The following is a 23,144-nucleotide window of genomic DNA, read 5'->3' on the forward strand; positions in this document are numbered from 1 at the left end:
CGCTACTGCGATGCCGGGACGAGGCGGTGGGGCCCCTGCGGGCCCGGCAGGACGAAAGGGGTTGGACCGAGGCGCGGGAGGGGCCTCGACAGGCCGGGGGGCGACGGGCACCGAGGAAAGCAAAGGGCCGGGGCCGCCATCCCCCGAGACGGCGACCCCGGCCTTGGAACCGCTCGTCCGCTCCCCAGCGACGGGCGGTAGGTCCTCTGCGTCGAGAGGTGGTGTACCCGCCCCTCGCTCAAAGTATCCCCAGCACCCGACCGATCGTCCAGATCAATCCCTGATGAACTGGATGATCTGCACCGATCGGCCGAACACTCACCTGGTAAGACGTCCCGGCGGGCCGAAGTGTTGCACCCTCTGCGTGTGACACGTACCACTTTCCGGGTGACAGAAGGGCGACGTACCCCCTAGAGGCCGCTCACACGCCGTTGTCGAGCAACCACACCTCGAGTTCGTCGCCCTCTCGGACCTCCGTCACCTCCGCCGGGACCACGAACAGGCAGTCCGCCCTGGCCAGGGCCGCGAGCATGTGCGAGGCGGGCGACCCGACCTCGCCGACCGTGCCGTCCCGGGCGTCGAGGGTGCCGCGGCGGAACTGCGCGCGCCCGGCGGGCGAGCGGAGCGAGTCCCGGGAACGGGCCGTGACGACCGGCCGCTCGGCGTACGGATGGCCCATCGCCCGGCGCAGCGCGGGGCGCACGAACACCTCGAAGGAGACCTGGGAGCTCACCGGGTTGCCCGGGAGCGTCACGACGGGGCAGCTGACCTCGCCGAACTCCACCACGCCCGCACCCTGCGGCCCGCCGGGCTGCATGCCGACCTTCACGAACTCCACGCCGTGCCCGGTCAGCGCGTCCTTCACCACCTCGTAGGCGCCCGCGCTCACCCCTCCGGAGGTCACCACCAGGTCGACGCCCGCCACGATCCGTTCGGCGAGGACCTTGCGGAACTGCTCGACGTCGTCGGGCACGAAGCGGAGCTGGTCGGCGGTGGCGCCCGCGTCGCGGACGGCGGCGGCGAGCATCGCGCCGTTGGACTCGTAGATCTGGCCGGGCGCGAGCGGCTCGCCCGGCGCGACCAGCTCCGAGCCGGTGGAGAGGACGAGGACGTGCGGGCGGCGGCGCACGGGCAGCGAGTCCCGCCCGACGGCGGCGGCCACGCCGATCTGCGCGGCGCCGAGGACGGTGCCGGCGTCGAGCACCACCGTGCCCTCGTGGACGTCCTCGCCGACGGTGCGCACGTGTGTGCCGGCCTCGGGGGCGGCGGAGATCGCGACACGCCCGGTCCCGCCGTCCGTCAGCTCGACCTGGACGATCGCGTCGGCGCCCGCCGGAACCGGGGCGCCGGTCATGATCCGGGCCGCGGTGCCGGGCTCCAGCGGCGGCACGTCCGTGCGGCCGGCGGGGATGTCGGTGGCGACCGGCAGGGTGACCGGGGCGTCCGCGGTGGCCCCGCGGACGTCGGCGGCCCGGACGGCATAGCCGTCCATCGCGGAGTTGTCGAAGGGCGGCAGCGAGATCGCCGCCGCGACCGGCTCGGCGAGGACCCGCCCGCGCGCCTCGGCGAGCGACACGACCTCGACCCCGGTGGGCGACAGGAGAGCCGCGACGACGGCCCGGTGCTCCTGGACGGTGCGGGGCGGTTTGGCGGCGCTCACACCGGCCATCCTGCCGCAGGGCCGGAACAGCGCCGGGGTCGCCCCGGGCTCGGTTGCACTCGCCCACCCCGAGTGCTAAAAACGGCGCTGGCACTCGCCTGTCGGGAGTGCCAGGTCGGGCCGGTGAGGCCGGCGCAGGGTTGCCGGCCGTCCGTCGCGGGCGCCGTGTTCGAACCGACGAGTCATCCCAACCGGAGGACCACCCCCATGGCGAAGCAGATCGCGTTCGACGAGGAGGCGCGCCGCGGGCTCGAGCGCGGCATGAACACCCTCGCCGACGCCGTCAAGGTGACGCTCGGCCCGCGCGGCCGCAACGTCGTCCTGGAGAAGAAGTGGGGCGCGCCCACCATCACCAACGATGGTGTGTCGATCGCCAAGGAGATCGAGCTCGAGGACGCCTGGGAGAAGATCGGCGCCGAGCTCGTCAAGGAAGTTGCCAAGAAGACGGACGACATCGCGGGTGACGGCACCACCACCGCGACCGTCCTGGCGCAGGCGCTCGTCCGCGAGGGCCTCCGCAACGTCGCCGCCGGCGCGAACCCGATGGGTCTCAAGCGCGGCATCGAGAAGGCCGTCGAGGCCGTCTCGCAGGCGCTCCTGAAGTCGGCCAAGGAGGTCGAGACCAAGGAGCAGATCGCCGCCACCGCCTCCATCTCCGCTGCGGACAAGCAGATCGGCGAGCTCATCGCCGAGGCGATGGACAAGGTCGGCAAGGAAGGCGTCATCACCGTCGAGGAGTCGCAGACCTTCGGGCTCGAGCTCGAGCTCACCGAGGGCATGCGCTTCGACAAGGGCTACATCTCCCCGTACTTCGTGACCGACGCGGAGCGCATGGAGGTCGAGCTCGAGGACCCGTACATCCTCCTCGTCAGCTCGAAGATCTCGACCGTCAAGGACCTGCTCCCGCTGCTGGAGAAGGTCATGCAGTCGGGCAAGCCGCTGGCGATCATCGCCGAGGACGTCGAGGGCGAGGCCCTGGCCACGCTCGTCGTCAACAAGATCCGCGGCACCTTCAAGTCCGTCGCCATCAAGGCCCCGGGCTTCGGTGACCGCCGCGAGGCCATGCTCACCGACATGGGCATCCTCACCGGCGGCGAGGTCATCTCGGAGAAGGTCGGCCTCAAGCTGGACAACGCCGACCTGTCGCTGCTGGGCACCGCCCGCAAGGTCGTCGTGACCAAGGACGAGACCACCATCGTCGACGGTGCGGGCGACGCGGACCAGATCGCCGGTCGGGTCAACCAGATCCGCGCCGAGATCGAGCGCACCGACTCGGACTACGACCGCGAGAAGCTGCAGGAGCGCCTGGCCAAGCTGGCCGGCGGTGTCGCGGTCATCAAGGCGGGCGCGGCCACCGAGGTCGAGCTCAAGGAGCGCAAGCACCGCATCGAGGACGCCGTCCGCAACGCGAAGGCGGCCGTCGAGGAGGGCATCGTCGCCGGCGGCGGCGTCGCCCTGATCCAGGCCGGTGCGGGCCTGTTCGAGGGCCTCGGCCTGGACGGCGACGAGGCGACCGGCGCGAACATCGTGAAGGTCGCCCTGGAGGCGCCGCTCAAGCAGATCGCCGTCAACGCCGGCCTCGAGGGCGGCGTCGTCGCGGAGAAGGTGCGCAACCTCCCCGCCGGCGAGGGCCTCGACGCGGCCACCGGTGAGTACAAGGACCTGGTCAAGGCCGGCATCATCGACCCGGCCAAGGTCACCCGCTCGGCGCTGCAGAACGCGGCCTCGATCGCGGCCCTGTTCCTCACCACCGAGGCGGTCATCGCCGACAAGCCGGAGAAGAACGCCGCTCCGGCCGGCGACCCGACCGGCGGCATGGGCGGCATGGACTTCTGAGCGGAGCTCGCTCCAGCTCTGCGTCCTGCCACTCGCGCAGTACGTCCCGCGGGGGCGGTGGGCTTCGGCCCGCCGCCCCCGCGGCGTTCTCGGGTTGGCTTCCACGGGGTGCGTCGGCAGGGGTGTCGCGTGGCTCGGGGTGTCGGGTGTCTCGGGATGCCGGTGGCTGAGGTGTTGGGGCGCGGGGCCCAGGTGACGGGCAGGTGGCCCGGGTCTGTTGAGTGGCTCGGGTTGTCGAGTGGCCGGGGTTGTCGAGTGGCTCGGTGGCTCAGCCGGCCGTCCACAGCCAGATGCCGCCGCCGGCGACGAGGAGGGTCGGGACCAGCGCGACCAGCACCGGCCAGACCCGCCGCGCTCCCCGCGTCGCGAACCAGAAGCCGACCGGCCAGGCGGTGGCGACCACACCCATGACCGCGCCGAACACCACGCCGCCCGCGTCGCCGAGGCCGAGCCCGAACGCGATCCCCATCAGGGCGAACAAGGCGGGCCAGAGGGCACAGAGGACCGTGAGGGTGAGCCCGGCGATCCGGGTCGCGAGCACAGCGCCGGGCGCCGGCGGACGCCCCTTCGGCACGCCCTCGGGCAGGCCCGCGGGGTGGGCGGGCAGCCGGAGCGCAGGAACGCCCGCTCGCGGAGGTGAACCGACGGGCGGGTTCCACCGCGCCGCGCCGGGATCGTGGTGCGGTGTCGTGGTCACGGGCCCGACGCTACGAACCCGCAGGTCGCCGGGCAGTCGTGCCACCACCACACCACCCTACGGCCACCCAGTGATGTATCGCCCTGCGGCGATATGTCGCCCTGCGACCATCCGGTGATCCGTCCGGGAGTCGCCTCACGGTCGCCGCAGCAGCACTGTGACACTCACCCTCCTTGATCATTCCGGCCCCAACAGGATCGCTGGCCCGGCAGCCTTCCCGTGACGCTAGAAATGATCACACCAGCCCCGCCGGCGCAGCACCGGGCCACGGCCGCGCATCCGCAGCCGCAGCCGGAACTCACTCGAGCAAGATCGTTCCGAGCGAGACGGGATCGCTGGCCCGACAGCTCTCCCGCGACACTCGTAGGACCACGGTCGTGACGGACAGGTCTCCCGTGACGCTCGTAGGACCAAGATCATTGCGGGCGCGACAGAATCGCTGATCCCGCATCCCTCTCGTGACGCCGGGAGGAAGAATCATTCGAGTTCGACGAAATCTCCGGCTGCGACGGGTTCACTGGTGCGGCTGCCGTGACTCGCAGGAGCAAGATCGTTCCCAGCGCGACGAGATCGCTGATCCGACAGCTCTCCCGTCGCACTCGCAGGCCAAAGTCGTTGCGAGCGTGACAGGATCACTGGTCCGACAGCCCTCCCGTGGCGCTCGGAACGATCACACGCTCCACCAGCCCGGCCAGCCCAACTCAGTGCTGGACCGGGCCCGCGCACCCGCAAGCATCGCTCACCGGAACATGATCGTTCCGAGGCTGCCACTGTCGCTGTCGACGCGGCACTCCTGTGACGCTCGAAGCGATCACAGGTGCCCTGCGAGCCGCTCCGGGTCGAGGCCGCGCACCCGACAGGCCGCCTCCAGCTCGCGGCGGACCCTCGCCGCCACGCGCTCCGGGTGCCGATGGACCTCGACCGCCGAGAACCGCACGACCCGCCAACCTGCTCGGGCGAGATGGGCCTCCCGGGCCAGATCGCGCAATGCGCGTGTCGGGTCGAGATGGTCGCCGCCGTTGTACTCGAACGCGAGCAGCAATGCGGGGTAGGAGAGGTCGAGCGCGTAGGGCCCGACAGGGTGCTGGAGGGTCGGACACGGCAGGCCCGCGTCGGCGATTGCGAGCCGGATGCGGGTCTCCATCGGCGAGCCCGAGCGCCGGTCCGCGCGGCGCACGATCTCCGGCAGCCGTGCGCTTCCGCGGGCACCGAGATGCCGCGTCCGCATCACCAGCAGTTCGTCCGGCTCGAACTCCCCCACTCTGGCCAGCGCGTCGACCGCCACGATCGCGTCCGAGAGGGTGCAGCGGCAGGCGAGGTCGAAGGCGGTGCGCCTGGCCGAGGTCACCCGCACGCCTGCGACGCCGGTGATCTCGTCCGCGAAGAGCCGGCCGCGGCGGACTCTCAGCCCCGGTTGTCCGCGCTGCTGCCCACCGGGCACCACGACGTCGACGAGCGCGTCCGGCGGGCCGCACGAGGCCTCTTGGACGGAACCCTGCCCCAGCTCGTTCATGATCTTTCCGAGGGGGGCAGAGTGGTAGTACTGGCGACACTCCCGTGACACTCGGATCGATCATCAGGCTCGTGATCAGTACGAAGGTCACCGGAGAGTCGCGACGACAGCGCTTCCGTGGCCGTCGGACGGATCTTGACCAGCGACTGGGCCGTGGGCGGCGGACCACAGCAGTCCGGTGGCTCGCCGCCTGATCTCGGCCGAGGGACGGGGCGAGGACCTCCCGTTCGGGCACGGTCGTGGAGCCGACTCCGGGCGCAGGCTCGACCGAACGGCTCGCCAACAGGTCGGGACGCCGGCGCTGACACGGAAGGGCCGGGGCGCTCGTGCAGCTTGCCCGGCCCTGACCTGCCGACATCGCGGACTCGGCGACCCGAAACCGCCGACTCGCGCTACCGAATCCCCAACTCGCGAGGGCCCACTGTGCGACTCGCGGGAGCCCACAACCCGACTCGCCGAAGCCCACAACCCGACTCGCGGAAGCCCACAGCGCGACTCGCGGGAGGTCAGGGCGCGACTCGCGGGCATCCCGAGCGACTCTCACTCCTCGGGCGCGAGGAACCAGGCGGCGAGGTAGAGGACGATCCCGAAGCCGAAGCCGAGGACGGTCAGGGCGACGAGCGCGATCCGGATGAGGCCGGCGTCGACGTCCAGGCTCTCGGCGAGCCCGCCGCACACACCGGCGAGCATCTTGTCCGAGCGGCTGCGGTGCAGCCGGAAGGGCTTCTGCTCCCGCGGGGCGGGGACGACGATCGGCTGGTCGGGGGTGGCGGTGGTGGTCTGCTGTTCCATGACCACGAGCCTGCCGCCGACGGGCGGCCCGCACCTCGAGGTCGGCCCCGGATCCCTCCCGGAGACCGACCCGGATCAGCCCCGGGGTCGGCGGGGTTCCGGGGTCCGGGGCGTGCGCCCGCCCGTGCCCGGCCAGGACGGGTCCTGCTCGGGTGCCGGCGCCGGGCGCGGGAAGGGGTCCTCGGGGACCTGCCGGTCCCGCAGCCGCACCATCCGGCCGACGAGCACCGCGACGACCAGGGCGACGACCACCCAGGCCAGCACCCCGACGACGACCCAGCCGGCGACGGACATTCTCGGCTCCCTGTCACGGTTGCGCCACCGAGTGTCCACGACCTGGCCTTTCCGCGCACGGCCGCATCGGGGTGAGGCGGTACCCCCGTCCCGGGGAACCGCCGTCACGCTCCGGTCAGCCGATCTCGGGCAGGGCCGGTCCGAGCAGGTCGTCCGCGTCCACGATGCGGTAGGCGTACCCCTGCTCGGCGAGGAACCGCTGACGGTGGGCCGCGTAGTCGGTGTCGAGGGTGTCCCGCGACACGACCGAGTAGAAGTGCGCCTGCCGGCCGTCGCCCTTCGGCCGCAGCAGCCGGCCCAGCCGTTGTGCCTCCTCCTGCCGGGACCCGAAGGTGCCGGAGACCTGCACGGCCACGGTGGCCTCGGGCAGGTCGATCGAGAAGTTGGCGACCTTGCTGACGACCAGTCGCTTCAGCTCCCCGGCGCGGAAGGCGTCGAACAGCGCCTCGCGCTCCTTGTTCTTCGTGGAGCCCTGGATCACCGGGCAGTCCAGTACCTCGCCGAGCTCGTCGAGCTGGTCGAGGTAGGCGCCGATGACCAGCGTCGGCTCGTCCGGGTGCCGGTCCAGGATGGCCTTGACGACGGGCAGCTTGGTGCGCGCGGTCGAGGCCATCCGGTACCGCTCCTCGGCCTCCGCCGTGGCGTAGCCGAGCCGCTCGCTCTCCGTGAGCGTGACCCGGACCTCGGTGCACTCGGCGGGCGCGATCCAGCCCTGCTGCTCGATGTCTCGCCACGGGGCGTCGTAGCGCTTCGGGCCGATCAGGGAGAAGACGTCGCCCTCCCGGCCGTCCTCCCGGACCAGGGTCGCGGTCAGGCCGAGCCGACGGCGGGACTGCAGGTCCGCCGTCATGCGGAAGACCGGCGCGGGCAGCAGGTGCACCTCGTCGTAGACGACCAGGCCCCAGTCCCGGGAGTCGAACAGCTCGAGGTGCTTGTACTCACCCTTGGTCCGGCGGGTGATCACCTGGTAGGTCGCGATCGTGACCGGGCGGATCTCCTTCTTCTCGCCCGAGTACTCGCCGATCTCCTCCTCGGTCAGGCTGGTGCGCGCGACGAGCTCGCGCTTCCACTGCCGGCCCGAGACGGTGTTGGTCACCAGGATCAGGGTGGTCGCACCGGCCCGGGCCATCGCCGCTGCGCCGACGAGCGTCTTCCCCGCACCGCAGGGCAGGACGACCACACCGGAGCCGCCGTCCCAGAACCCGTCGACGGCCTGGGCCTGGTAGTCGCGCAGGGTCCAGCCGTCCTGGACCAGTTCGATGGGGTGCGCCTCGCCGTCGACGTAGCCGGCCAGGTCCTCCGCCGGCCAGCCCACCTTGAGCAGCATCTGCTTGAGATGCCCGCGCTCCGACGGGTGGACGACGACGGTGTCCTGGTCGATCCGGGCCCCCAGCATCGGCGCGATCTTCTTCTGCCGGAGCACCTCCTCCAGCACCGCGCGGTCCAGCGCGGTCATGACCAGGCCGTGCGCGGGGTGGTTCGACAGCTGCAGGCGGCCGTACCGGCCCATGGTGTCGACGACGTCGACCAGCAGCGGCTGCGGCACGGCGTAGCGGGAGAAGCGGACGAGGGCGTCGACGACCTGCTCGGCGTCGTGCCCCGCGGCCCGCGCGTTCCACAGCGCGAGCGGTGTGACCCGATAGGTGTGCACGTGCTCCGGCGCGCGCTCCAGCTCGGCGAAGGGGGCGATCGCCATCCGCGCGTCGTTCGCGGCGGGGTGGTCGACCTCGAGCAGGAGGGTCTTGTCGGACTGGACGATGAGTGGTCCGTCGGTCACGCGCGGATCCCTTCGGGGGTGTCGATCGGTGCACGTCCCGCCACTCATCGTGAGCCGGGCGGTCTTCCACGGACGGTGAGCGGTCGGCGACGGCGCCACCCGATCGGGGTGATGGACGAGTTCTTCGTCCAGGGCGGGCGTCGCGCCACCTCCGGCTATGCTTGCCGTGCACTGTCCGCGGTACGTACGTGTGCCACGACGATCCTATCCCCGGTTCCGGGCGGGCGGCCTCCCCAGCGGCCGCGTGTCGCGGAAACCGCTGCACGAGAAGCGGACCGGCGGCGTCCCGGGCCCGGCCTCGGCCGGGTCGGGCCGTGCGGCCGGTCCCCGACCGGAAGGCCCAGACGATCACCGCCCCGCTCCCCGCCGGCTCCCCCGCACCGCCCCCGGCCTCGCCGAACACGCGTGCGAGCCGCTCGGCCACTGGCCGCTACCAACGGGCACCTCGGCTCCGCCAGGTGCCCGTGGGGCGCGAATCGTCGGGATCCCGTGTCAAGGTCGGTCAGGTCGTCGCGAGCCACATCAGGGAGACGTTGACGTGACCAGCACCGAACGCGACCCCGCGTGGTCGGAGCGGCTGAACCCCCGCAACTGGAGCCTGGCCGCCAAGCTGGTGGCCGTGGGCCTCGTGCCCACCCTGCTGGCCCTGGTGCTGGGCGTGCTGCGCATCTCCGGCCAGGCGGGAGTGGCCGAGCAGCTGGGCCGGGACAACCACCTGCTCGAGATCCGGCAGGACGTCGCGGCCACGGCGCAGGCGCTGCAGGCCGAGCGCAACGGCGCCGTGCTGTTCGTCGCCGGCGGACGCAAGGGCGACCGCGGCGCGCTCGCGGCGGCCGCGGCCGCCACCGACGCGAAGCTCGGCGAGGTGCGGTCGGCGCTGGCCGACCCCTCCCTGCTCGACGCGAGCGGCACCACCGCGCTGCAGCAGGCCGAGGGCGGGTTCACCCAGCTCCCCGTGCTGCGCACGGACGTGGCGGGATCGCCGGCCGGGGTCGACGACGTCACCACCCGCTACACGACCATCGTCCAGCGGACGAACGTGCTGGAGCGGGCGCTGGTCCGCCAGGGCGAGACCACCTACGCCGGCGGCCTGGGCGACGCGCTGGTCGCGACCGGGCAGGCCCGCGAGGCGCTGGCCCTGCAGCACACGGTGCTGGCGGGCGCGATCTCCGCGGGCCGGCTGAGCGAGCAGGACAAGAGCGCCGTCACGGGCGCGTCCGCGGCGTTCGCCGCGGCCTTCGCGGACTACCAGGTGGGCCTCACGCCGGAGGAGTTCGCGCGCTACGGCAACTTCGCCACCGACGGGGCCAACGTCGAGCTCGAGCGGCTGCGGACCCAGATCATGGCCACGCCGACCGACCGTCCCCTCCAGGCGGACCCGGCGGCCTGGGACGCCGCCTACCAGCAGGCCGCCCAGGTCGTCGACCGTGCCGGTTCCGGCGTCGCCGACGAGCTGTCCGCCACCTCCTCGCAGGCGCAGGCGGACGCGAGCAACAAGGCCGGCGTCAACTCCGTGCTGCTCATGCTGGGCGTGCTGCTCGGCATCGCGATCATCGTGCTGCTCGCCCGCAGCCTGATCCGCTCGCTGCGCGTGCTGCGCCGCTCCGCCCTCGAGGTCGCCGAGCGCCGGCTCCCGCAGGCCGTCGAGAGCATGCGCTCCGGGCAGCCGCTCAACGCGCTGGTCGAGCCGGTGCCGCTCGCGGGCCGGGACGAGGTCGGCCAGGTGGCCCGCGCGTTCGACGCCGTGCACGGGCAGGCCATCCGCCTCGCCGCCGACCAGGCCGCGCTGCAGTCGAACGTGTCGAACATGTTCGTCAACCTCTCCCGCCGGTCGCAGGCGCTGGTCGAGCGCCAGCTGCAGCTGATCGAGCAGCTCGAGAGCAACGAGCAGGACCCGGACCAGCTGTCCAACCTCTTCCAGCTGGACCACCTCGCCACCCGTATGCGGCGCAACAGCGAGAACCTGCTGGTCCTCGCGGGCACCGACCTCGCGAAGCGCAACGTCGCCCCGGTCCCGGTGGTCGACGTCCTCCGTGCCGCGGTGTCCGAGATCGAGCAGTACCAGCGTGTCGTCGTGCAGCCGCCGCCCGTGGCGACGGTCGCCGGGCGCGCCGCGAGCGACCTCGTCCACCTGCTGGCCGAGCTGCTCGACAACGCCACCAACTTCTCCCCGCCGGACTCGCAGGTCGTCATGAGCACGACCCGGGCGGGCGACGGCTCGCTGCTCGTGGAGATCGCCGACCGCGGTGTCGGCATGGCGGAGCACGAGCTCGCCGAGGCCAACCAGCGCCTCTCCTCCCCGACCGCGGTCGACGTGTCGGCATCGCGCCGGATGGGTCTGTTCGTGGTCGGCCGCCTGGCCAACCGGCACGGGCTGGGCATCCGGCTCGGCGGTGGAATGACGGGCGGCTCCGGCGGCCTCACCGCGTCGGTCACCGTGCCCGCCACGCTGGTCCCGACGGCCGAGCCGATCGACCGGCAGCAGCCGGCCCGCGCGGGCGTCGCTCCCGCGGTTCCCGCCGGGCAGGGCGCGTCCGCGTTCGGCGGCAGCCCGGCCGCCCCGGCCCCCGGCACCGTCCCGGCGCCGCGCCCGGGCAGCAACGGCTCGGGCCAGCCCCGGTCGCTGTCCTCCCTGGTCGCCGGCGACGACGGACCGATGAACCCGGCCCCGGCACTCGGCAGCGGGCGACCGCCGTCGCCCCCGCTCAACGGGAAGGGCCTGCCGCAGCGCCGGCCCGGCGGCGTGCCCCCGCGGGACGGCTCCGGCCCGGACGACGGGTTCGACGCCTTCGGAACCGGGGCGACGCCTCCGGCCGGGCGCCGCGACGAGGCGGAGACGCCCGAGAGCACGAGCGAGACCACGGCGCCCTCGGACGCGCCCACCCGCGAGACCGGTCAGGACGGCAGCGCGCCGACCGATGGCCGCAACCCGGAAGGGCCTGCCGGTCGGCAGGCTCTGGGTGCCCGGTCCGCCGGCCCGGAGCGCGGGCCGTGGCCGGTGGAGAGCCTGCGGCGCCCGCCGAACGGCTCCGCCGTGCCGACCCGTCCGACCAACGGGCACGCCCTCCACGGTGAGCGCCCGGCCGCCTCCGGCCCCGGCGACCCGACCGCGCCGCCCAAGCGGACGCCGCGGGGCGGCACGTCTGGCGAGGCGACCGACCGCACCCGCCAGCAGGAGCGCCCGGCGGACCTGCCGGCCGGCGAGGAGCCGTCGCGTGGCGAGGCCCGGCGCGAGGGGCAGGACGACGCGCCGTCGACGGGCTCCGAGCGGCCCGGCGAGAAGCTCGGCCGGGGCGTGGCCGCGGCCGGGGCCGCGCTCGCCGGTGCGGCTGCGGGCCTCGCCGGTGCCGCGGGCCTGCGCAAGTCCGACAAGGACTCCGAGGACCACCGCGCGGGCAGCGACTCGGACGACCGCACCCCGCCCGCGGGCTCGGCCTCCACGGACGACACCACCCCCGCCACGGGCACCTCGGCCGCAGCCGGGGCTCGCGACGCGGACGACGCGGACGACGACGCGCCGCGACCCGACGCGGCCATCGCGAAGGCCGACGCGCCGGCGGTGACCGAGACCGACACCGACGGTGACGGCGACGCGGACGCGCCCGCCACCAGCCGGTTCCCGGTCGTCGGGACCGACGGTCCGCGGCCGGGCGCCTTCTCGCCGACCGCCGATGCGGCCACCACAGTGCCGTCCGCCGGTGCGCCCGAGGCGACCCGCACCACCGGTACGGACGCGCCCCGCGGGGGGACCGCGGCAAGCGCTGGTGCACACGGCCAGGGCTCCGCGGCCACGGGCAGCGCGCGCGCCGGCGCCGAGGCCGCCACGTCCGACACGAAGGCGGACGGCCGGTCCGAGGACGCCGCCGCCAGTGCCACTTCCGGTCCGGAGGCGACACGTACGGGCCTCACGGCCACCGGTACCGACGACTCCGTCGAGTCCCGCGGTCCCGCGCCCTCGGCGTCGGGCACCGACACCGCGAAGGGCACGGAGGAGTCCGGCACCCAGGAGACCGGTACCGGCGAGAGCTCCACGAGCGACGGCGCGGCCCGCACCGGTGCCGCCTTCGCCGCGGGTTCGGCGGCCTTCGCCGGCATCGGCGGCATCCGCTCCGGGCGGACCGACGAGCCTGGAAAGGGCACGCGGCCCGAGGGCGCGTCCGACGAGCCGGCCGCCGACGCGGAGACGGCCACGGGCACTCCCGACACCGGCGCCGCGAGCAGCGCGGACACCAGCGCGGACGAGCGCACCGACAGCGCCACCGAGACCGCCGCTGCCGAGCCGGCCACCGACGCGAGCGGCGCGGACTCCGACTCCGGCACCTCCGCCGCGAGCGGCCGTCCGACGGGCGGGGCCATCCCGCCGACCGCGGCGGGCCTGCCGCGGCGCACGCCCGGCGTGAGCGGCGAGCAGCGGCCCACCCGGCCGCCGTCGGCGCTGCCGCGGCGCGACGAGGAGCCCGAGGCCCGGCCGGGGCATCGGGCCGCGGCGGCCTCCCGGGGCGCCACCGAGGGCTCCGAGCTGCCGCGTCGCACGCCGAACGGCGAGCGCCCCGGTCAGCCCCCGGCTGCCGGCCTCGACGGGTCGCAGGGGCTGCCCCGGCGCACCCCGGGCACTCCCGGCCCCACCTCCAACGGCGACCGACCCGGTCAGGCTCCGGCCGCGGGCGTCGAGGGCTCGCAGGGGCTGCCCCGGCGCACCCCGGGCACTCCCGGCCCGACCTCCAACGGTGACCGGCCCGGTCAGGCTCCGGCTACCGGCGTCGAGGGCTCGCAGGGGCTCCCCCGGCGCACCCCGGGCACCGCGCCCGGCCGGCCCACGAGCTACCCGACGGGCCCGGGGGGCCTGCCCCAGCGTCGGCCCGCCCGCCCGACGTCGGCGTCCTCCGAGGGCACGGAGGCCCTCTTCTCGGCTTCCACGCCCGCCGACTCGAGCAGCACCGGCCAGCTGCGCCGCCCCGGCGGCTTCGAGTCGCGGACGCCATTGACCCGCCAGTCCGGCATCAACGGCGTCCCGAAGAGCAACCGCACCCCCGGCCGCAACGAGACGGCGCCGACCGACGCGGACACCGCGAGTGGCGCCGTCACCCCCGGCGTGGAGCAGACCGGCGGCACCCCTGCCGCGCCGGCGGCGGGGACCACCGGCCAGGGCCCGGCGGTGCAGGACCCGGCCCAGGGCCGGGCGACCCAGAGCCCGACCGGCACGACGGCTCAGGGCCCAACGCCCCAGGGCCCGGCGAGCCCCGCGGCCCCGTACCCCGCCGGCCCGTACCGCAACGGCGGCGCCATCGCCTACGGCACCGGCACCCCCGGCGCACCGGGCGTGCCCCCCGACTCGGCCTCGGGCCTGCCGATCCGCCGCCCGAGCCCCGGCCCGAACGTCGGCGGCGCGAACGGCACCGGTACGGACCGCACGAGCACGAACGGCACGGGTCAGAACGGCACGGGCGGCACCGGCCCGGCCGGGAACGGGAACGGCTCCAACCCGACCGGCACCGGCCCGGGCACCCCGGCCGCCCAGGGCCCCGCCGCCCCCCTCGGCGCCGCGCCGGCCGACCCGACCGCCCCTGCCGGCGGCCCGGACGAGTCGGCCGAGGGCCCGTCCCGCTTCGACCTCGGCCAGACCACACCGATCTTCGAGGAGATCGCGTCGGCCTGGTTCCGCTCGAACCGCGACGTCCCGGTCCGCTGGACGGACGGCGAGGGTGCCGCGGACGCGCGGGGGACGTCCGGCGGGTCCGCCGGCGACCCCCTCCGGTCCACGGAGCGCCCGGCCGGCGGCAACAGCGGGTTCGCCACGGCGGCGGACGAGGGCTGGCGGGTCGCCGACGCGACCGCGGCGGCCACGGCGGCCGAGTCCGAGCGCGGCGCGAGCGAGACCACGGAGGCCGGGCTGCCGAAACGCAGGCCCCGCGCGCGGCTCGTCCCGGGCAGCGCGGCAGGATCCGCGGTACTGGCTCCACCGTCGGGGCCGGCGCGCAACGCCGAGGCCATCCGTGGCCGTCTGGCGAGTTACCAGCAGGGCGTCCGGCAGGGCCGGGAGAGCCGGCTGCGCCGTCAGTCGGCGGTGGGCGGCACGGGCACCGGGCAGACCCGGAGCACGACCGAGCAGGACGAGGAGAAGTGATGATCGGGCAGGAGGCCGCACGGGCGGCCATCGGCACCGGCCCGACCGACGTCGAGGAGGCCGCGGCGTGACCGCACCACAGACCCAGCCCAGCCGGTTCGGATGGCTGGTCACCAACTTCGCGGAGAAGGTCCCCGGGGTCGCGCACGCGATCGTGGTCTCCGCCGACGGGCTGCTGCTCACGGCGTCGGACCGGCTCCCCCGCGACCGCGCCGACCAGCTGGCCGCGGTGGCGTCCGGCCTGGTCAGCCTGACCCAGGGCGCGGCGCGCTGCTTCGACGCGGGCGGCGTGGTGCAGACCGTCGTGGAGATGGACCGCGGGATCGTCCTGCTCATGTCCATCAGCGACGGCTCGTGCCTGGCCGTGCTCGCGTCGCCGAGCTGCGACATCGGCCTGATCGGCTACGAGATGACGCTGCTGGTCGACCGCGTCGGGCAGCTGCTCACCCCGGAGCTGCGCGCCGAGCTGCAGGGCTCCTTCGGGCCCTGAGGGCCCGGCTCCGGATCCCCGCGCGTCGACCCCATGTCCATCCGTCCACGAACGACCGGCACGAGGCAGGTGAGCTTTCATGACCAGCGGTCCCGATGACGCACCGCGTCAGCAGGAGCCGACGTTCGCCGACGTGATGAACGGGTTCAGTCTCGACTCGGGGCGCCCGCGCAAGCGCCGCCGGTGGGGGCGCCGGAGGGGCGAGGAGGCCGGACGGCAGGAGGCCGCGCAGGCCCCGCCGCCGGCGGCGTACCCGCCCACGCCGCCCCCCGGCCCGGTCCCCAACGAAGTGGCCTACTCCCAGGGCTACCAGGACTCCCAGGGGGACGCCGCGTTCGCGGGTTCGGGCTACGGCGGGTACCAGACCGGGCCCATCGAACCGATCCGGGACGAGCCGCTCCCGCCCGCCGTCCCCACGGGGGCGTCGGCGGTGCGGCCCTACGCCTGGACCCGGGGCCGGACCAAGTCCGGCTTCGACCTCGCGATCGAGACCCTGGTCTCGACCAGCCCGCAGGGCCGTGAGCAGCTCGCCATGCTGCAGATGGAGCACCGCTCCGTCGCGGACCTGTGCGACCAGCCGCGCTCGGTCGCCGAGGTCGCCGCGCTGCTGTCGATCCCGCTCGGCGTCGCCCGCGTGCTGCTCGGCGACATGGCCGGGCTCGGCGTGGTGACCGTGCACCAGACCGCGAGCAGTACCGGCAACGAGCCGGACCTCGCACTGATGGAAAGGGTGTTGAGTGGACTCCGTCGGCTCTAGTTACCCCGTCGGCGGGCCGCCGGTCACCCCGGCGATGTCCCGCCCGTCCCCGGCGCCCCGGCCGGGCCCGAGGCCCACCACGATCTCCGCGAAGATCGTGGTCGCGGGCGGCTTCGGCGTCGGCAAGACCACGTTCGTCGGCTCGGTGTCGGAGATCGACCCGCTGACGACCGAGGCCGTGATGACCGAGGCCAGCGCCGGGCACGACGACCTGAGCGCCACCCCGAACAAGCAGACGACCACGGTCGCCATGGACTTCGGCCGCGTCTCGCTCGACTCGGACCTGATCCTCTACCTGTTCGGCACACCCGGGCAGCACCGGTTCTGGTTCATGTGGGACGACCTGGTGCGCGGCGCGATCGGCGCCGTCGTGCTGGTCGACACCCGACGCCTGGCGGACTGCTTCTCCGCGATCGACTTCTTCGAGGACCGGGGCCTGCCCTACGTCGTCGGCCTCAACGCCTTCGACGGCCAGCAGCCGCACCGGATCGAGGACGTCCGCGAGGCCATGTCGATCGACCCGTCGATCCCGATCGTCATGTGCGACGCCCGCAACCGGGAGTCCACGAAGCAGACGCTGATCGCGCTGGTCCAGCACGCCATGGCCGCCCGCATGGCGGCCGGCGTCCGCCGCTGACCCGCCGCTGACCGCGCACGGACCCGAGCCGGCCCGGCCGGCTCGGGCATCGGCGCCGTGCTCAGCCCTCGATGAGGGCGATCCGCGTGATGCGGTGCAGCGGCAGCCGGTAGACCTCGCCGTCGACGGCGTCGCGCCCCTCGACGATCCCGCCGCCGACGGTGAGCGGGGCGAGCACCCGCTCGCCCTGCACGCCGTGGCCGTCGACGTACCCGATCCACACCTGGCGCCGCGCCCGCGCCGCCTCCTGCAGCGTGGCCAGGGTGTGGCTGGACCCGTTGGCGGGCGACGCGTTCCCCGCGCCGCGCCGGGCCGCGGCCAGGGCATCGCCCGCCCGCATCTTGGCCACCACCGCGTCGATCCGTTCTTCGGACGGGTCGGCGAGCACCGCCCGGCTCCGCGGCCGCCGCGGATCCGTGCGGGCTCCGCGCGGCCCGAGGTCCAGCACCCCGCCGCTGGCGTCCTCGGCGGCCGGGCTGAACCCGGCGGCGCGCAGCCCGTCGAGCAGCTCCGCGAGCGGGGCGGGACTCACCGCGACCGTCGGCGCGATCCGCCGCAGCTCCAGCGCTGCCGTCTCGGGATGCGCGAGGACCTCGGAGAGCAGGACCTCGTCGTCGGACCGCAGGAAGGCCGAGGCGGCACCGCCGCGCAGCCGCCCGTGCCGGCGTCCGACGTCCTCGACCAGGTAGCTCAGCGCCTGCGGCACCGGCGTCGACGACTTCTCCTCGAGCAGCTCCTTCAGGTCCGTCACCGACCGGCCCGCGTCGAGGGCGCGCCGCACACTGGCCTCGGAGAAGCGGTACACGGTGGCGCCGCCCGCGGACTCGACGTCCGCCATCAGCTGCAGCTCCCGCGCCAGCGCGGTGACGAGCGGCCCGGGCGCGACGGCCGTGAGGTCGGCCTGCAGGAGCACGGTGTCGACGGGCTCGGGCAGCACGGCCCGCAGCGCGGCGACCACGGGCCCGTTCTCCCCGGGCGGCGCGGCGAGCAGCGCCCGGCCCGGCTCGGCGAGCGCGTCGAGGGCCACGACGCCGATCAGCGTGCCCTCCTCCAGCGTCCACCGGACGATCTCGTCCCGCAGCCGCCCGCCCCGCCGCGGTGCGCGCCACGCGAGCAGGTCCCCCAGCGCATCGGGCGTGGTGACGGCGGTGCCCGGCGGCAGGGCGGCCAGCGCATCGAGCACGCGTCGCCGATCGCGGGGCGCGACGGGACGGCGCAGCGTCTCGGAGAGGGCGTTGATGGGGCGGTCGGCGTCGTCCCGCCGCCCGACGAGCCCGGGCAGCCGCGGCAGCTCGAGCCAGGCCCGGGCCAGCGCGACCCAGCGCTGCTCGATCCCGGAGCCCACCCAGGCGTCGGCGGCGGTGGTGGGCAGCCAGTCCGGGTTGGGCGAGTCGTTCTGCCCGATCAGGTCGGCCGCCAGCGCGACCTCGACGATCAACGCCGCGCCCGCCTCGTCCGTCTCCAGCTCGCGGGCGGTCCGGCGCAGGTCCCGCACGCCCAGCCCGCCCGAACGGAGCACGGTGGGCGGGGTGGCACCCCACAGCTCGATCAGCCGCTCCACGCGTCGCAGGAGCTCCATGGCGGCGCCGCCGGCCGTCCCGCCGACCTGGGGGACGGGCCACTCGCGGGTCGACAGCGCCGGCGGCGTGGCCTCGATCCGCCCCATCGGCCGATCGCCGCGCAGCGCGATCCCGACCTGCTGCGGCAGCTCCACGGTCTCGGTGTCGAGCCGGAGCAGCAGCCCCTTGGTGAGCAGCCGCCCGACCGGGCTGTCCGGTTCCGCGGACGACCGGCTGCGGCCGATGGGCGGCCCGGCGACCAGGGCGTCGAGCACCCGGCGCTCCTCGGGCGGCAGCCCGGCGAGCAGGACGGGCAGCTCGCTCGACGCGGCGGGCCCGCCGGCGCGGCGGCCCAGGTTGCCCGGGTAGGCGGGCACGACGTCCCGTGCGGCCGGGACCACCCGCAGGCCGTCGTTGTCGCCCCACGCCAGCGCACGGGCGCGCAGGGCGTCCAGAGCAGTGTCGAGGGCCTCGACCGTGACGTCCGGACCGAGCAGCCGGGCGACCTCCGCCCGGTCGGCGGCGACGTGGTCGGCATCGGCCACGACGAGCGCCTCGAGCACGGCGAGGGCCACGGTGTCGAGGTCGTCGCTCGCGCGGTGCACCGAGGCCCGGATCCCCGCGCGCGTGGCAAGCACGGTGATGTCGGCGGGCGGCGGCACGGACAGGTCGGGCCGGAGCCGCAGCAGCGCGGCCAGGGTCACGTCGTCCTGGGCACGCAGCCAGTCGACCAGGGGGGCGGTCATCGCCCTCCACGGTAGTCGTCGGGACGGGTGCACCGCCCGCGCGCCCGATCGGGGATACTGGGGGTGCCCGCGCACGAGACACCGTGGAGGAGAGCCGTGGCGAAGCCGCTGAAGGCCGGACGTATCGACCCGAACTGGCCGGACCTGCCCGACGGTGAGCACCCGCTGACCGAGCTCCTCGGACCGGTGCAGGGGAACATGTCCCCCTTCGGCGACGTCGAGTTCCCGCTCGACGAGGTCCCGTACGAGCACCCCGTCACCGAGATCAACAAGTAGTGCCCGCCGGGGGCCTGCTGCTCGCCGCCGGCGCCGGCCGGCGGATGGGCGGGCCGAAGGCCCTCGTCGAGCTGGGGGGCGAGCCACTCGTCCGCCGGGCCCTGCGGGTCCTGGAGGAGGGCGGCTGCGCCCCGTCGACGGTGGTCCTCGGGGCCGAGGCGGAGCGCGTCCGCCCGCTGGTCCCGAGCGGCACCGAGATCGTCCTCGCGCCCGACTGGGCGGAGGGAATGGGTGCCTCGCTGCGTGCCGGCCTGGCCGCACTGGCGGCCCGCGACCCGGCCCCGGAGGCGGTCGTCGTGCACCTCGTCGACCTGCCGGGCGTCACGCCCGCGGCGGTCGCCCGCCTGGCTGCCCTGGCCGCCCCCGCCGCGCTCGCCCGGGCGGCCTACGCCGGCCACCCCGCCCACCCCGTCCTTCTGGGGCAGGAGCACTGGGCCGTGGTGGCATCCGGTGCCCGTGGCGACGCCGGGGCCCGCGGCTATCTGAAGGACCATCCGGACCTCGTCCTGGTGGAGTGTGGCGACGTCGCCCGTCCGGACGACGTGGACACCCCCGAGCAGCTCGCCCGCGCCCGCGGAACCTCCTGAGAAGGCGACCACCCCGCCACCGGTTCGGTGACGGGGTGGGCCGGGGTCCGGGCGTGTGTCCCAGGCCTGCGAGAGAAGGAATCAGACCTGGAGCACGTTGCCCGGCAGGATCAGGTTGGGGTTCGAGGTCAGCGCCGGGTTCTTGGCGAGCAGGTCCTTCCAGTTCGCCATCCCGTGCGCCTGCGCGATCTTGCCGAGGGTGTCGCCCGCCTTGACGGTGTAGGTGCCCGTCGACGGCGCCGCCGGGGCGCTGAGCCGGACCTGCACCGGCGCGGCCGGTGCCGGCGCGGCACCCGGGCTGGCCGACTCGCCGGTCGCGCCCGCCTTGCGCGAGCAGACCGGCCAGGCGCCCCAGCCCTGCTTCGCCAGCACGTTCTCCGCGACGGCGATCTGCTGGGCGCGGGTGGCCTGGTGGGCGGCCGGGGCGTACGCCGTGCCGCCGAAGCCCCTCCAGGTCTGCGCGGTGAACTGGAGGCCGCCGGAGAAGCCGTTACCGGTGTTGATGCTCCAGTTGCCGCCGCTCTCGCACTGGGCCACGCGGTCCCAGGTCGACGCGCTGGCCGCGTTCGCCGACGGCGCGAGAACGACCAGGGGGGCACCGGCGACGGCACCGGCGAGGGCGGTGCGGGCGATCGTGCGACCGGCGGTGGACGGCTTGCGGTGCTTGCCGCGGTAACGGGCCATGACACGTCTCCGTCGCGGCGCCGGCGGAATGTCGCCGTGGGGTCGGCGACGGCGGTGGGTGGCCGCCGGGTGTTCCGTCCCTGTCCCGCTTGGTGCTTCGGGGGCCGTCACCGCCGGACAGGGGAGCGCTGCGGTTCCGGGGCCGGGCGGCAATTGGGGGAGTCCGCCTGAGCCGGGGTGGACCGTACGTGTGACGGGCGGATGACGAAAGCAGGAGCGGCTCCGCGCCGCCGCATGGGCCCCCGCTCCGCGGGAATCTGTGGTAGTCGCCGTTTCGCCTGGTCAGAGATACGTATAACGGCCAGAAAACGGTTCGGATTCGGAACGACTTGGTTGTGTCGCTGTGATTGAGATCACAGTTCGATCGGGCCCCGGCGGCGACCGTCGTCACGTCGCACGTAGGGTCTCCCCCGTGGAGCTGACCCATGTCGACGCCGCCGGCGCCGCCCGGATGGTGGACGTCTCGGAGAAGCAGCCGAGCGCCCGCACCGCGGTCGCGACGGGGGTACTGCGGACCACCGCGGAGGTGGTCGACCTGCTGCGCCGCGACGGGCTGCCGAAGGGCGACGCGCTCGCCACCGCACGGATCGCCGGGATCATGGGCGCCAAGCGCACCCCGGACCTGGTGCCGCTCTGCCACCCGATCGCGCTGAGCGGCGTCACGCTGGACCTCGAGCCCGGCGAGGCCGAGGTGCGGATCCGGGCGACGGTGCGCACCACCGACCGCACGGGCGTGGAGATGGAGGCCCTGACCGCCGTCGCGGTGGCGGGGCTGACCCTGCACGACATGGTGAAGGCGGTGGATCCCGCCGCCGTGCTCGACGCCGTGCGCGTCGAGAGCAAGGAGGGCGGCAAGACCGGGTCCTGGACGCGGCCCGAGGACCGCTCGTGAGCGAGCTCGAGTCGCCGGGCACGGACGTGGCCGCCGTGCGCCGCGCCCGCGTGATCACCGCGTCGAACCGCGCCGCCCAGGGCGTCTACGCCGACAAGGGCGGACCGATCATCGCGGAGTGGCTGCGCGGCAAGGGTTTCGAGACGGACGACCCGACCGTGGTGCCGGACGGGGAGCCCGTCGGGGCCGCACTGCGCGAGGCCGTGGCCGCCGGCACGGACGTGGTGATCACGACCGGCGGTACCGGGATCTCCCCCACGGACGCGACTCCGGAGGTGACCCGCGCCGTGCTGGACTACGAGGTGCCGGGCCTCGCGGACGCGATCCGCGCGTACGGCGCCCCGAAGGTGCCGACCGCGGTGCTGTCCCGCGGGCTCACCGGGGTGGCCGGGCGGACCCTGGTCGTCAACCTGCCGGGCTCGACGGGCGGGGTCCGGGACGGACTGGCCGTGCTGGACGGCGTCCTCGACCATGCGATCGACCAACTCCGCGGAGGTGACCACTGATGGAGCGGATCACCGAACCCACGGGTTCGGACGTGAAGGTGTTGCGCGCCACCGTGACCGAGGAGGCGCTCGACGTCGACGAGCACGCCCGTCTCGTCGACGACGCCGCGGCCGGCGCCGTGGTGACCTTCTCCGGCGTGGTGCGCGACCACGACGGCGGGCGGTCGGTGAGCGGGCTGGAGTACAGCGCCCATCCGACCGCCGCGACCGTCGTGGAGCAGGTGGCGCGGGACGTCGCAGGCCGGGCACGTGGCGTGCGCGCGATCGCCGTCAGCCACCGCGTCGGGCGGCTCGCGATCGGCGACGTCGCCCTGGCCTGCGCGGTCTCGGCGGACCATCGGCAGGAGGCCTTCGCGACCTGCTCGGAACTGGTCGAGGAGGTCAAGCGGCTGCTCCCGGTGTGGAAGCACCAGGCCTTCGCCGACGGCACGGACGAGTGGGTCAACTCGACCTGAGCGACCCACTCGGCCCGAGGCCGGCTCAGACCGTCAGCTGCTGACCGATCTGCAGGAAGTCCGGGTTGGCCAGACCGTTGGACTTCGCCAGGTCGTGCCAGTCCGCGCCCTTCGTGGCGGCGATCGCGCTCAGGGTGTCGCCGGCCTTGACGACGTACTTCCCGCCGGAGGGAGCGGCCGAAGCCGACTTGGCGGGCGCCGACTTGACCGGCGCCGACTTGGCCGGGGCGGCCGGGGCCGAGGCGGCGGGCGCCGAGGCGCGGACCACCTTGTTGGGGGTGGCGGGCTGGCCGGTGGCGCCGGCCTTCTTCGAGCAGACGGGCCAGGCGTTCCAGCCCTGGGCCGCGAGGACCTTCTCGGCGACGGCGATCTGCTGGGACTTGCTCGCGTTGGCCGCGCTGCCCGAGCCACCGAAGGCGTTCCAGGTGGACTGGGTGAACTGGAGGCCACCGTAGAACCCGTTGCCCGTGTTCGTGCTCCAGTTACCACCGCTCTCGCACTGGGCGACGGCGTCCCAGGTGGAGTTGTCGGCGGCGTTGGCGGTGCCCGCCACGGCCACCGGGGCAGCGACGGCAACGGCACCGGCAACGGCGAGGCGCAGGAGGGATCGACCGGTCAGCTTCATCGTGTAGCTCCGTATCGCGCCGGGTCGGAGTGGGGTCTCCGGCCTCCGGGGCTCCGCGAACGTGCGACCTGGGGAGTATCGCGGGCTACATCCGTGTCATTCACGGACGCGAACCTTTTCGTTCCGGAAATACTTTCCCGCCCTGTCCCCTTCCTTTCTCTCGACGGACCTGAAACCGCGGGACAGGGGCCTGGCGCGACGGTTCCGGATGGCATTTCGAACTGCCCCAGGCGGGGC

General features: G+C 74.5%; 19 protein-coding genes. 10 read left to right on the forward strand and 9 right to left on the reverse strand.

Annotation, left to right across the window (positions count from 1 at the left end; all coding sequences use genetic code 11):
• Positions 1–421: 421 nt before the first annotated feature.
• The gene (moeA, locus tag LWC33_RS03710) at positions 422–1,669 is read right to left on the reverse strand and encodes a molybdopterin molybdotransferase MoeA (protein ID WP_233302775.1); all 1,248 of its coding nucleotides are present in this window, start codon (positions 1,667–1,669) and stop codon (positions 422–424) included.
• 198 nt (positions 1,670–1,867) lie between these two features.
• Here moeA and groL point away from each other — a divergent pair, with 198 nt between their 5' ends.
• Positions 1,868–3,496, forward strand: coding sequence for a chaperonin GroEL (gene groL, locus LWC33_RS03715; RefSeq protein ID WP_233302776.1), 1,629 nt, complete (start codon positions 1,868–1,870; stop codon positions 3,494–3,496).
• Between the two features lie 268 nt (positions 3,497–3,764).
• On the opposite strand, the gene LWC33_RS03720 is transcribed toward groL, so the two are convergent.
• The 5 genes from LWC33_RS03720 to LWC33_RS03740 form a co-directional block, all read right to left on the reverse strand.
• Positions 3,765–4,193 (reverse strand): hypothetical protein, encoded by a 429-nt coding sequence (locus tag LWC33_RS03720; protein WP_233302777.1) that lies wholly within the window; start codon positions 4,191–4,193, stop codon positions 3,765–3,767.
• A gap of 811 nt (positions 4,194–5,004) precedes the next feature.
• Positions 5,005–5,706 (reverse strand): endonuclease domain-containing protein, encoded by a 702-nt coding sequence (locus LWC33_RS03725; RefSeq protein WP_233302778.1) that lies wholly within the window; start codon positions 5,704–5,706, stop codon positions 5,005–5,007.
• Positions 5,707–6,246: 540 nt separating this feature from the next.
• The gene (locus tag LWC33_RS03730) at positions 6,247–6,498 is read right to left on the reverse strand and encodes a PspC domain-containing protein (RefSeq protein WP_233302779.1); all 252 of its coding nucleotides are present in this window, start codon (positions 6,496–6,498) and stop codon (positions 6,247–6,249) included.
• Positions 6,499–6,573: 75 nt separating this feature from the next.
• Positions 6,574–6,792: a hypothetical protein gene (locus LWC33_RS03735; RefSeq protein ID WP_233302780.1), complete on the reverse strand. Its 219-nt coding sequence runs from the start codon at positions 6,790–6,792 to the stop codon at positions 6,574–6,576.
• Between the two features lie 115 nt (positions 6,793–6,907).
• Positions 6,908–8,569 (reverse strand): DNA repair helicase XPB, encoded by a 1,662-nt coding sequence (locus LWC33_RS03740; protein ID WP_233302781.1) that lies wholly within the window; start codon positions 8,567–8,569, stop codon positions 6,908–6,910.
• A gap of 538 nt (positions 8,570–9,107) precedes the next feature.
• Here LWC33_RS03740 and LWC33_RS03745 point away from each other — a divergent pair.
• The 4 genes from LWC33_RS03745 (at position 9,108) to LWC33_RS03760 (ending at position 16,577) form a co-directional block, all read left to right on the forward strand.
• On the forward strand, positions 9,108–14,693 hold the full coding sequence (locus tag LWC33_RS03745) for a nitrate- and nitrite sensing domain-containing protein (protein WP_233302782.1): 5,586 nt from the start codon (positions 9,108–9,110) through the stop codon (positions 14,691–14,693).
• A gap of 67 nt (positions 14,694–14,760) precedes the next feature.
• Positions 14,761–15,183: a roadblock/LC7 domain-containing protein gene (locus LWC33_RS03750; protein ID WP_037048693.1), complete on the forward strand. Its 423-nt coding sequence runs from the start codon at positions 14,761–14,763 to the stop codon at positions 15,181–15,183.
• A gap of 79 nt (positions 15,184–15,262) precedes the next feature.
• Positions 15,263–15,940, forward strand: a complete 678-nt coding sequence (locus tag LWC33_RS03755; protein ID WP_233302783.1) for a DUF742 domain-containing protein — start codon at positions 15,263–15,265, stop codon at positions 15,938–15,940.
• Between the two features lie 34 nt (positions 15,941–15,974).
• Positions 15,975–16,577, forward strand: a complete 603-nt coding sequence (locus LWC33_RS03760; protein ID WP_233302784.1) for a GTP-binding protein — start codon at positions 15,975–15,977, stop codon at positions 16,575–16,577.
• A gap of 61 nt (positions 16,578–16,638) precedes the next feature.
• Here the strand turns inward: LWC33_RS03760 and LWC33_RS03765 are convergent, their stop codons facing one another.
• Complete coding sequence (locus LWC33_RS03765) at positions 16,639–18,882, reverse strand: helicase-associated domain-containing protein (protein WP_233302785.1); 2,244 nt, start codon at positions 18,880–18,882, stop codon at positions 16,639–16,641.
• A 96-nt stretch (positions 18,883–18,978) separates the two neighbouring features.
• Here LWC33_RS03765 and LWC33_RS03770 point away from each other — a divergent pair, with 96 nt between their 5' ends.
• On the forward strand, positions 18,979–19,158 hold the full coding sequence (locus LWC33_RS03770; RefSeq protein WP_233302786.1) for a hypothetical protein: 180 nt from the start codon (positions 18,979–18,981) through the stop codon (positions 19,156–19,158).
• Positions 19,158–19,745, forward strand: a complete 588-nt coding sequence (locus tag LWC33_RS03775; RefSeq protein ID WP_233302787.1) for a nucleotidyltransferase family protein — start codon at positions 19,158–19,160, stop codon at positions 19,743–19,745. The genes LWC33_RS03770 and LWC33_RS03775 overlap by 1 nt, the downstream gene beginning before the upstream one ends.
• 81 nt (positions 19,746–19,826) lie before the next feature.
• On the opposite strand, the gene LWC33_RS03780 is transcribed toward LWC33_RS03775, so the two are convergent.
• Positions 19,827–20,429 carry a LysM peptidoglycan-binding domain-containing protein gene (locus LWC33_RS03780; RefSeq protein ID WP_233302788.1) on the reverse strand — a complete coding sequence of 201 codons (603 nt, stop codon included), beginning with the start codon at positions 20,427–20,429 and terminating at the stop codon, positions 19,827–19,829.
• A gap of 412 nt (positions 20,430–20,841) precedes the next feature.
• Between LWC33_RS03780 and moaC the strand changes: the two genes are divergently transcribed.
• Genes moaC through LWC33_RS03795 form a run of 3 tightly spaced genes read left to right on the forward strand, consistent with a single transcriptional unit; the run spans position 20,842 to position 22,282 of the window.
• The gene (gene moaC, locus LWC33_RS03785; RefSeq protein WP_308190899.1) at positions 20,842–21,321 is read left to right on the forward strand and encodes a cyclic pyranopterin monophosphate synthase MoaC; all 480 of its coding nucleotides are present in this window, start codon (positions 20,842–20,844) and stop codon (positions 21,319–21,321) included.
• On the forward strand, positions 21,318–21,827 hold the full coding sequence (locus LWC33_RS03790) for a MogA/MoaB family molybdenum cofactor biosynthesis protein (protein WP_233302789.1): 510 nt from the start codon (positions 21,318–21,320) through the stop codon (positions 21,825–21,827). The genes moaC and LWC33_RS03790 overlap by 4 nt, the downstream gene beginning before the upstream one ends.
• Positions 21,827–22,282 carry a molybdenum cofactor biosynthesis protein MoaE gene (locus tag LWC33_RS03795; protein WP_233302790.1) on the forward strand — a complete coding sequence of 152 codons (456 nt, stop codon included), beginning with the start codon at positions 21,827–21,829 and terminating at the stop codon, positions 22,280–22,282. The genes LWC33_RS03790 and LWC33_RS03795 overlap by 1 nt, the downstream gene beginning before the upstream one ends.
• 25 nt (positions 22,283–22,307) lie before the next feature.
• Here LWC33_RS03795 and LWC33_RS03800 read toward each other — a convergent pair whose 3' ends face one another.
• On the reverse strand, positions 22,308–22,907 hold the full coding sequence (locus LWC33_RS03800; RefSeq protein WP_233302791.1) for a LysM peptidoglycan-binding domain-containing protein: 600 nt from the start codon (positions 22,905–22,907) through the stop codon (positions 22,308–22,310).
• Positions 22,908–23,144 lie beyond the last annotated feature (237 nt).

This window comes from Pseudonocardia terrae (genome assembly GCF_021343995.1).
Taxonomy (GTDB): domain Bacteria; phylum Actinomycetota; class Actinomycetes; order Mycobacteriales; family Pseudonocardiaceae; genus Pseudonocardia; species Pseudonocardia terrae.

What these genes read in the sequence shown, in the direction of transcription:
- moeA (WP_233302775.1), bottom strand. Translation starts at nt 1,669, where the DNA reads ATGGCCGGTGTGAGCGCCGCCAAACCGCCCCGCACCGTCCAGGAGCAC.
- groL (WP_233302776.1), top strand. Translation starts at nt 1,868, where the DNA reads ATGGCGAAGCAGATCGCGTTCGACGAGGAGGCGCGCCGCGGGCTCGAG.
- LWC33_RS03725 (WP_233302778.1), bottom strand. Translation starts at nt 5,706, where the DNA reads ATGAACGAGCTGGGGCAGGGTTCCGTCCAAGAGGCCTCGTGCGGCCCG.
- LWC33_RS03730 (WP_233302779.1), bottom strand. Translation starts at nt 6,498, where the DNA reads ATGGAACAGCAGACCACCACCGCCACCCCCGACCAGCCGATCGTCGTC.
- LWC33_RS03735 (WP_233302780.1), bottom strand. Translation starts at nt 6,792, where the DNA reads ATGTCCGTCGCCGGCTGGGTCGTCGTCGGGGTGCTGGCCTGGGTGGTC.
- LWC33_RS03755 (WP_233302783.1), top strand. Translation starts at nt 15,263, where the DNA reads ATGACCAGCGGTCCCGATGACGCACCGCGTCAGCAGGAGCCGACGTTC.
- LWC33_RS03760 (WP_233302784.1), top strand. Translation starts at nt 15,975, where the DNA reads ATGTCCCGCCCGTCCCCGGCGCCCCGGCCGGGCCCGAGGCCCACCACG.
- LWC33_RS03765 (WP_233302785.1), bottom strand. Translation starts at nt 18,882, where the DNA reads ATGACCGCCCCCCTGGTCGACTGGCTGCGTGCCCAGGACGACGTGACC.
- LWC33_RS03780 (WP_233302788.1), bottom strand. Translation starts at nt 20,429, where the DNA reads ATGGCCCGTTACCGCGGCAAGCACCGCAAGCCGTCCACCGCCGGTCGC.
- LWC33_RS03795 (WP_233302790.1), top strand. Translation starts at nt 21,827, where the DNA reads ATGGAGCGGATCACCGAACCCACGGGTTCGGACGTGAAGGTGTTGCGC.
- LWC33_RS03800 (WP_233302791.1), bottom strand. Translation starts at nt 22,907, where the DNA reads ATGAAGCTGACCGGTCGATCCCTCCTGCGCCTCGCCGTTGCCGGTGCC.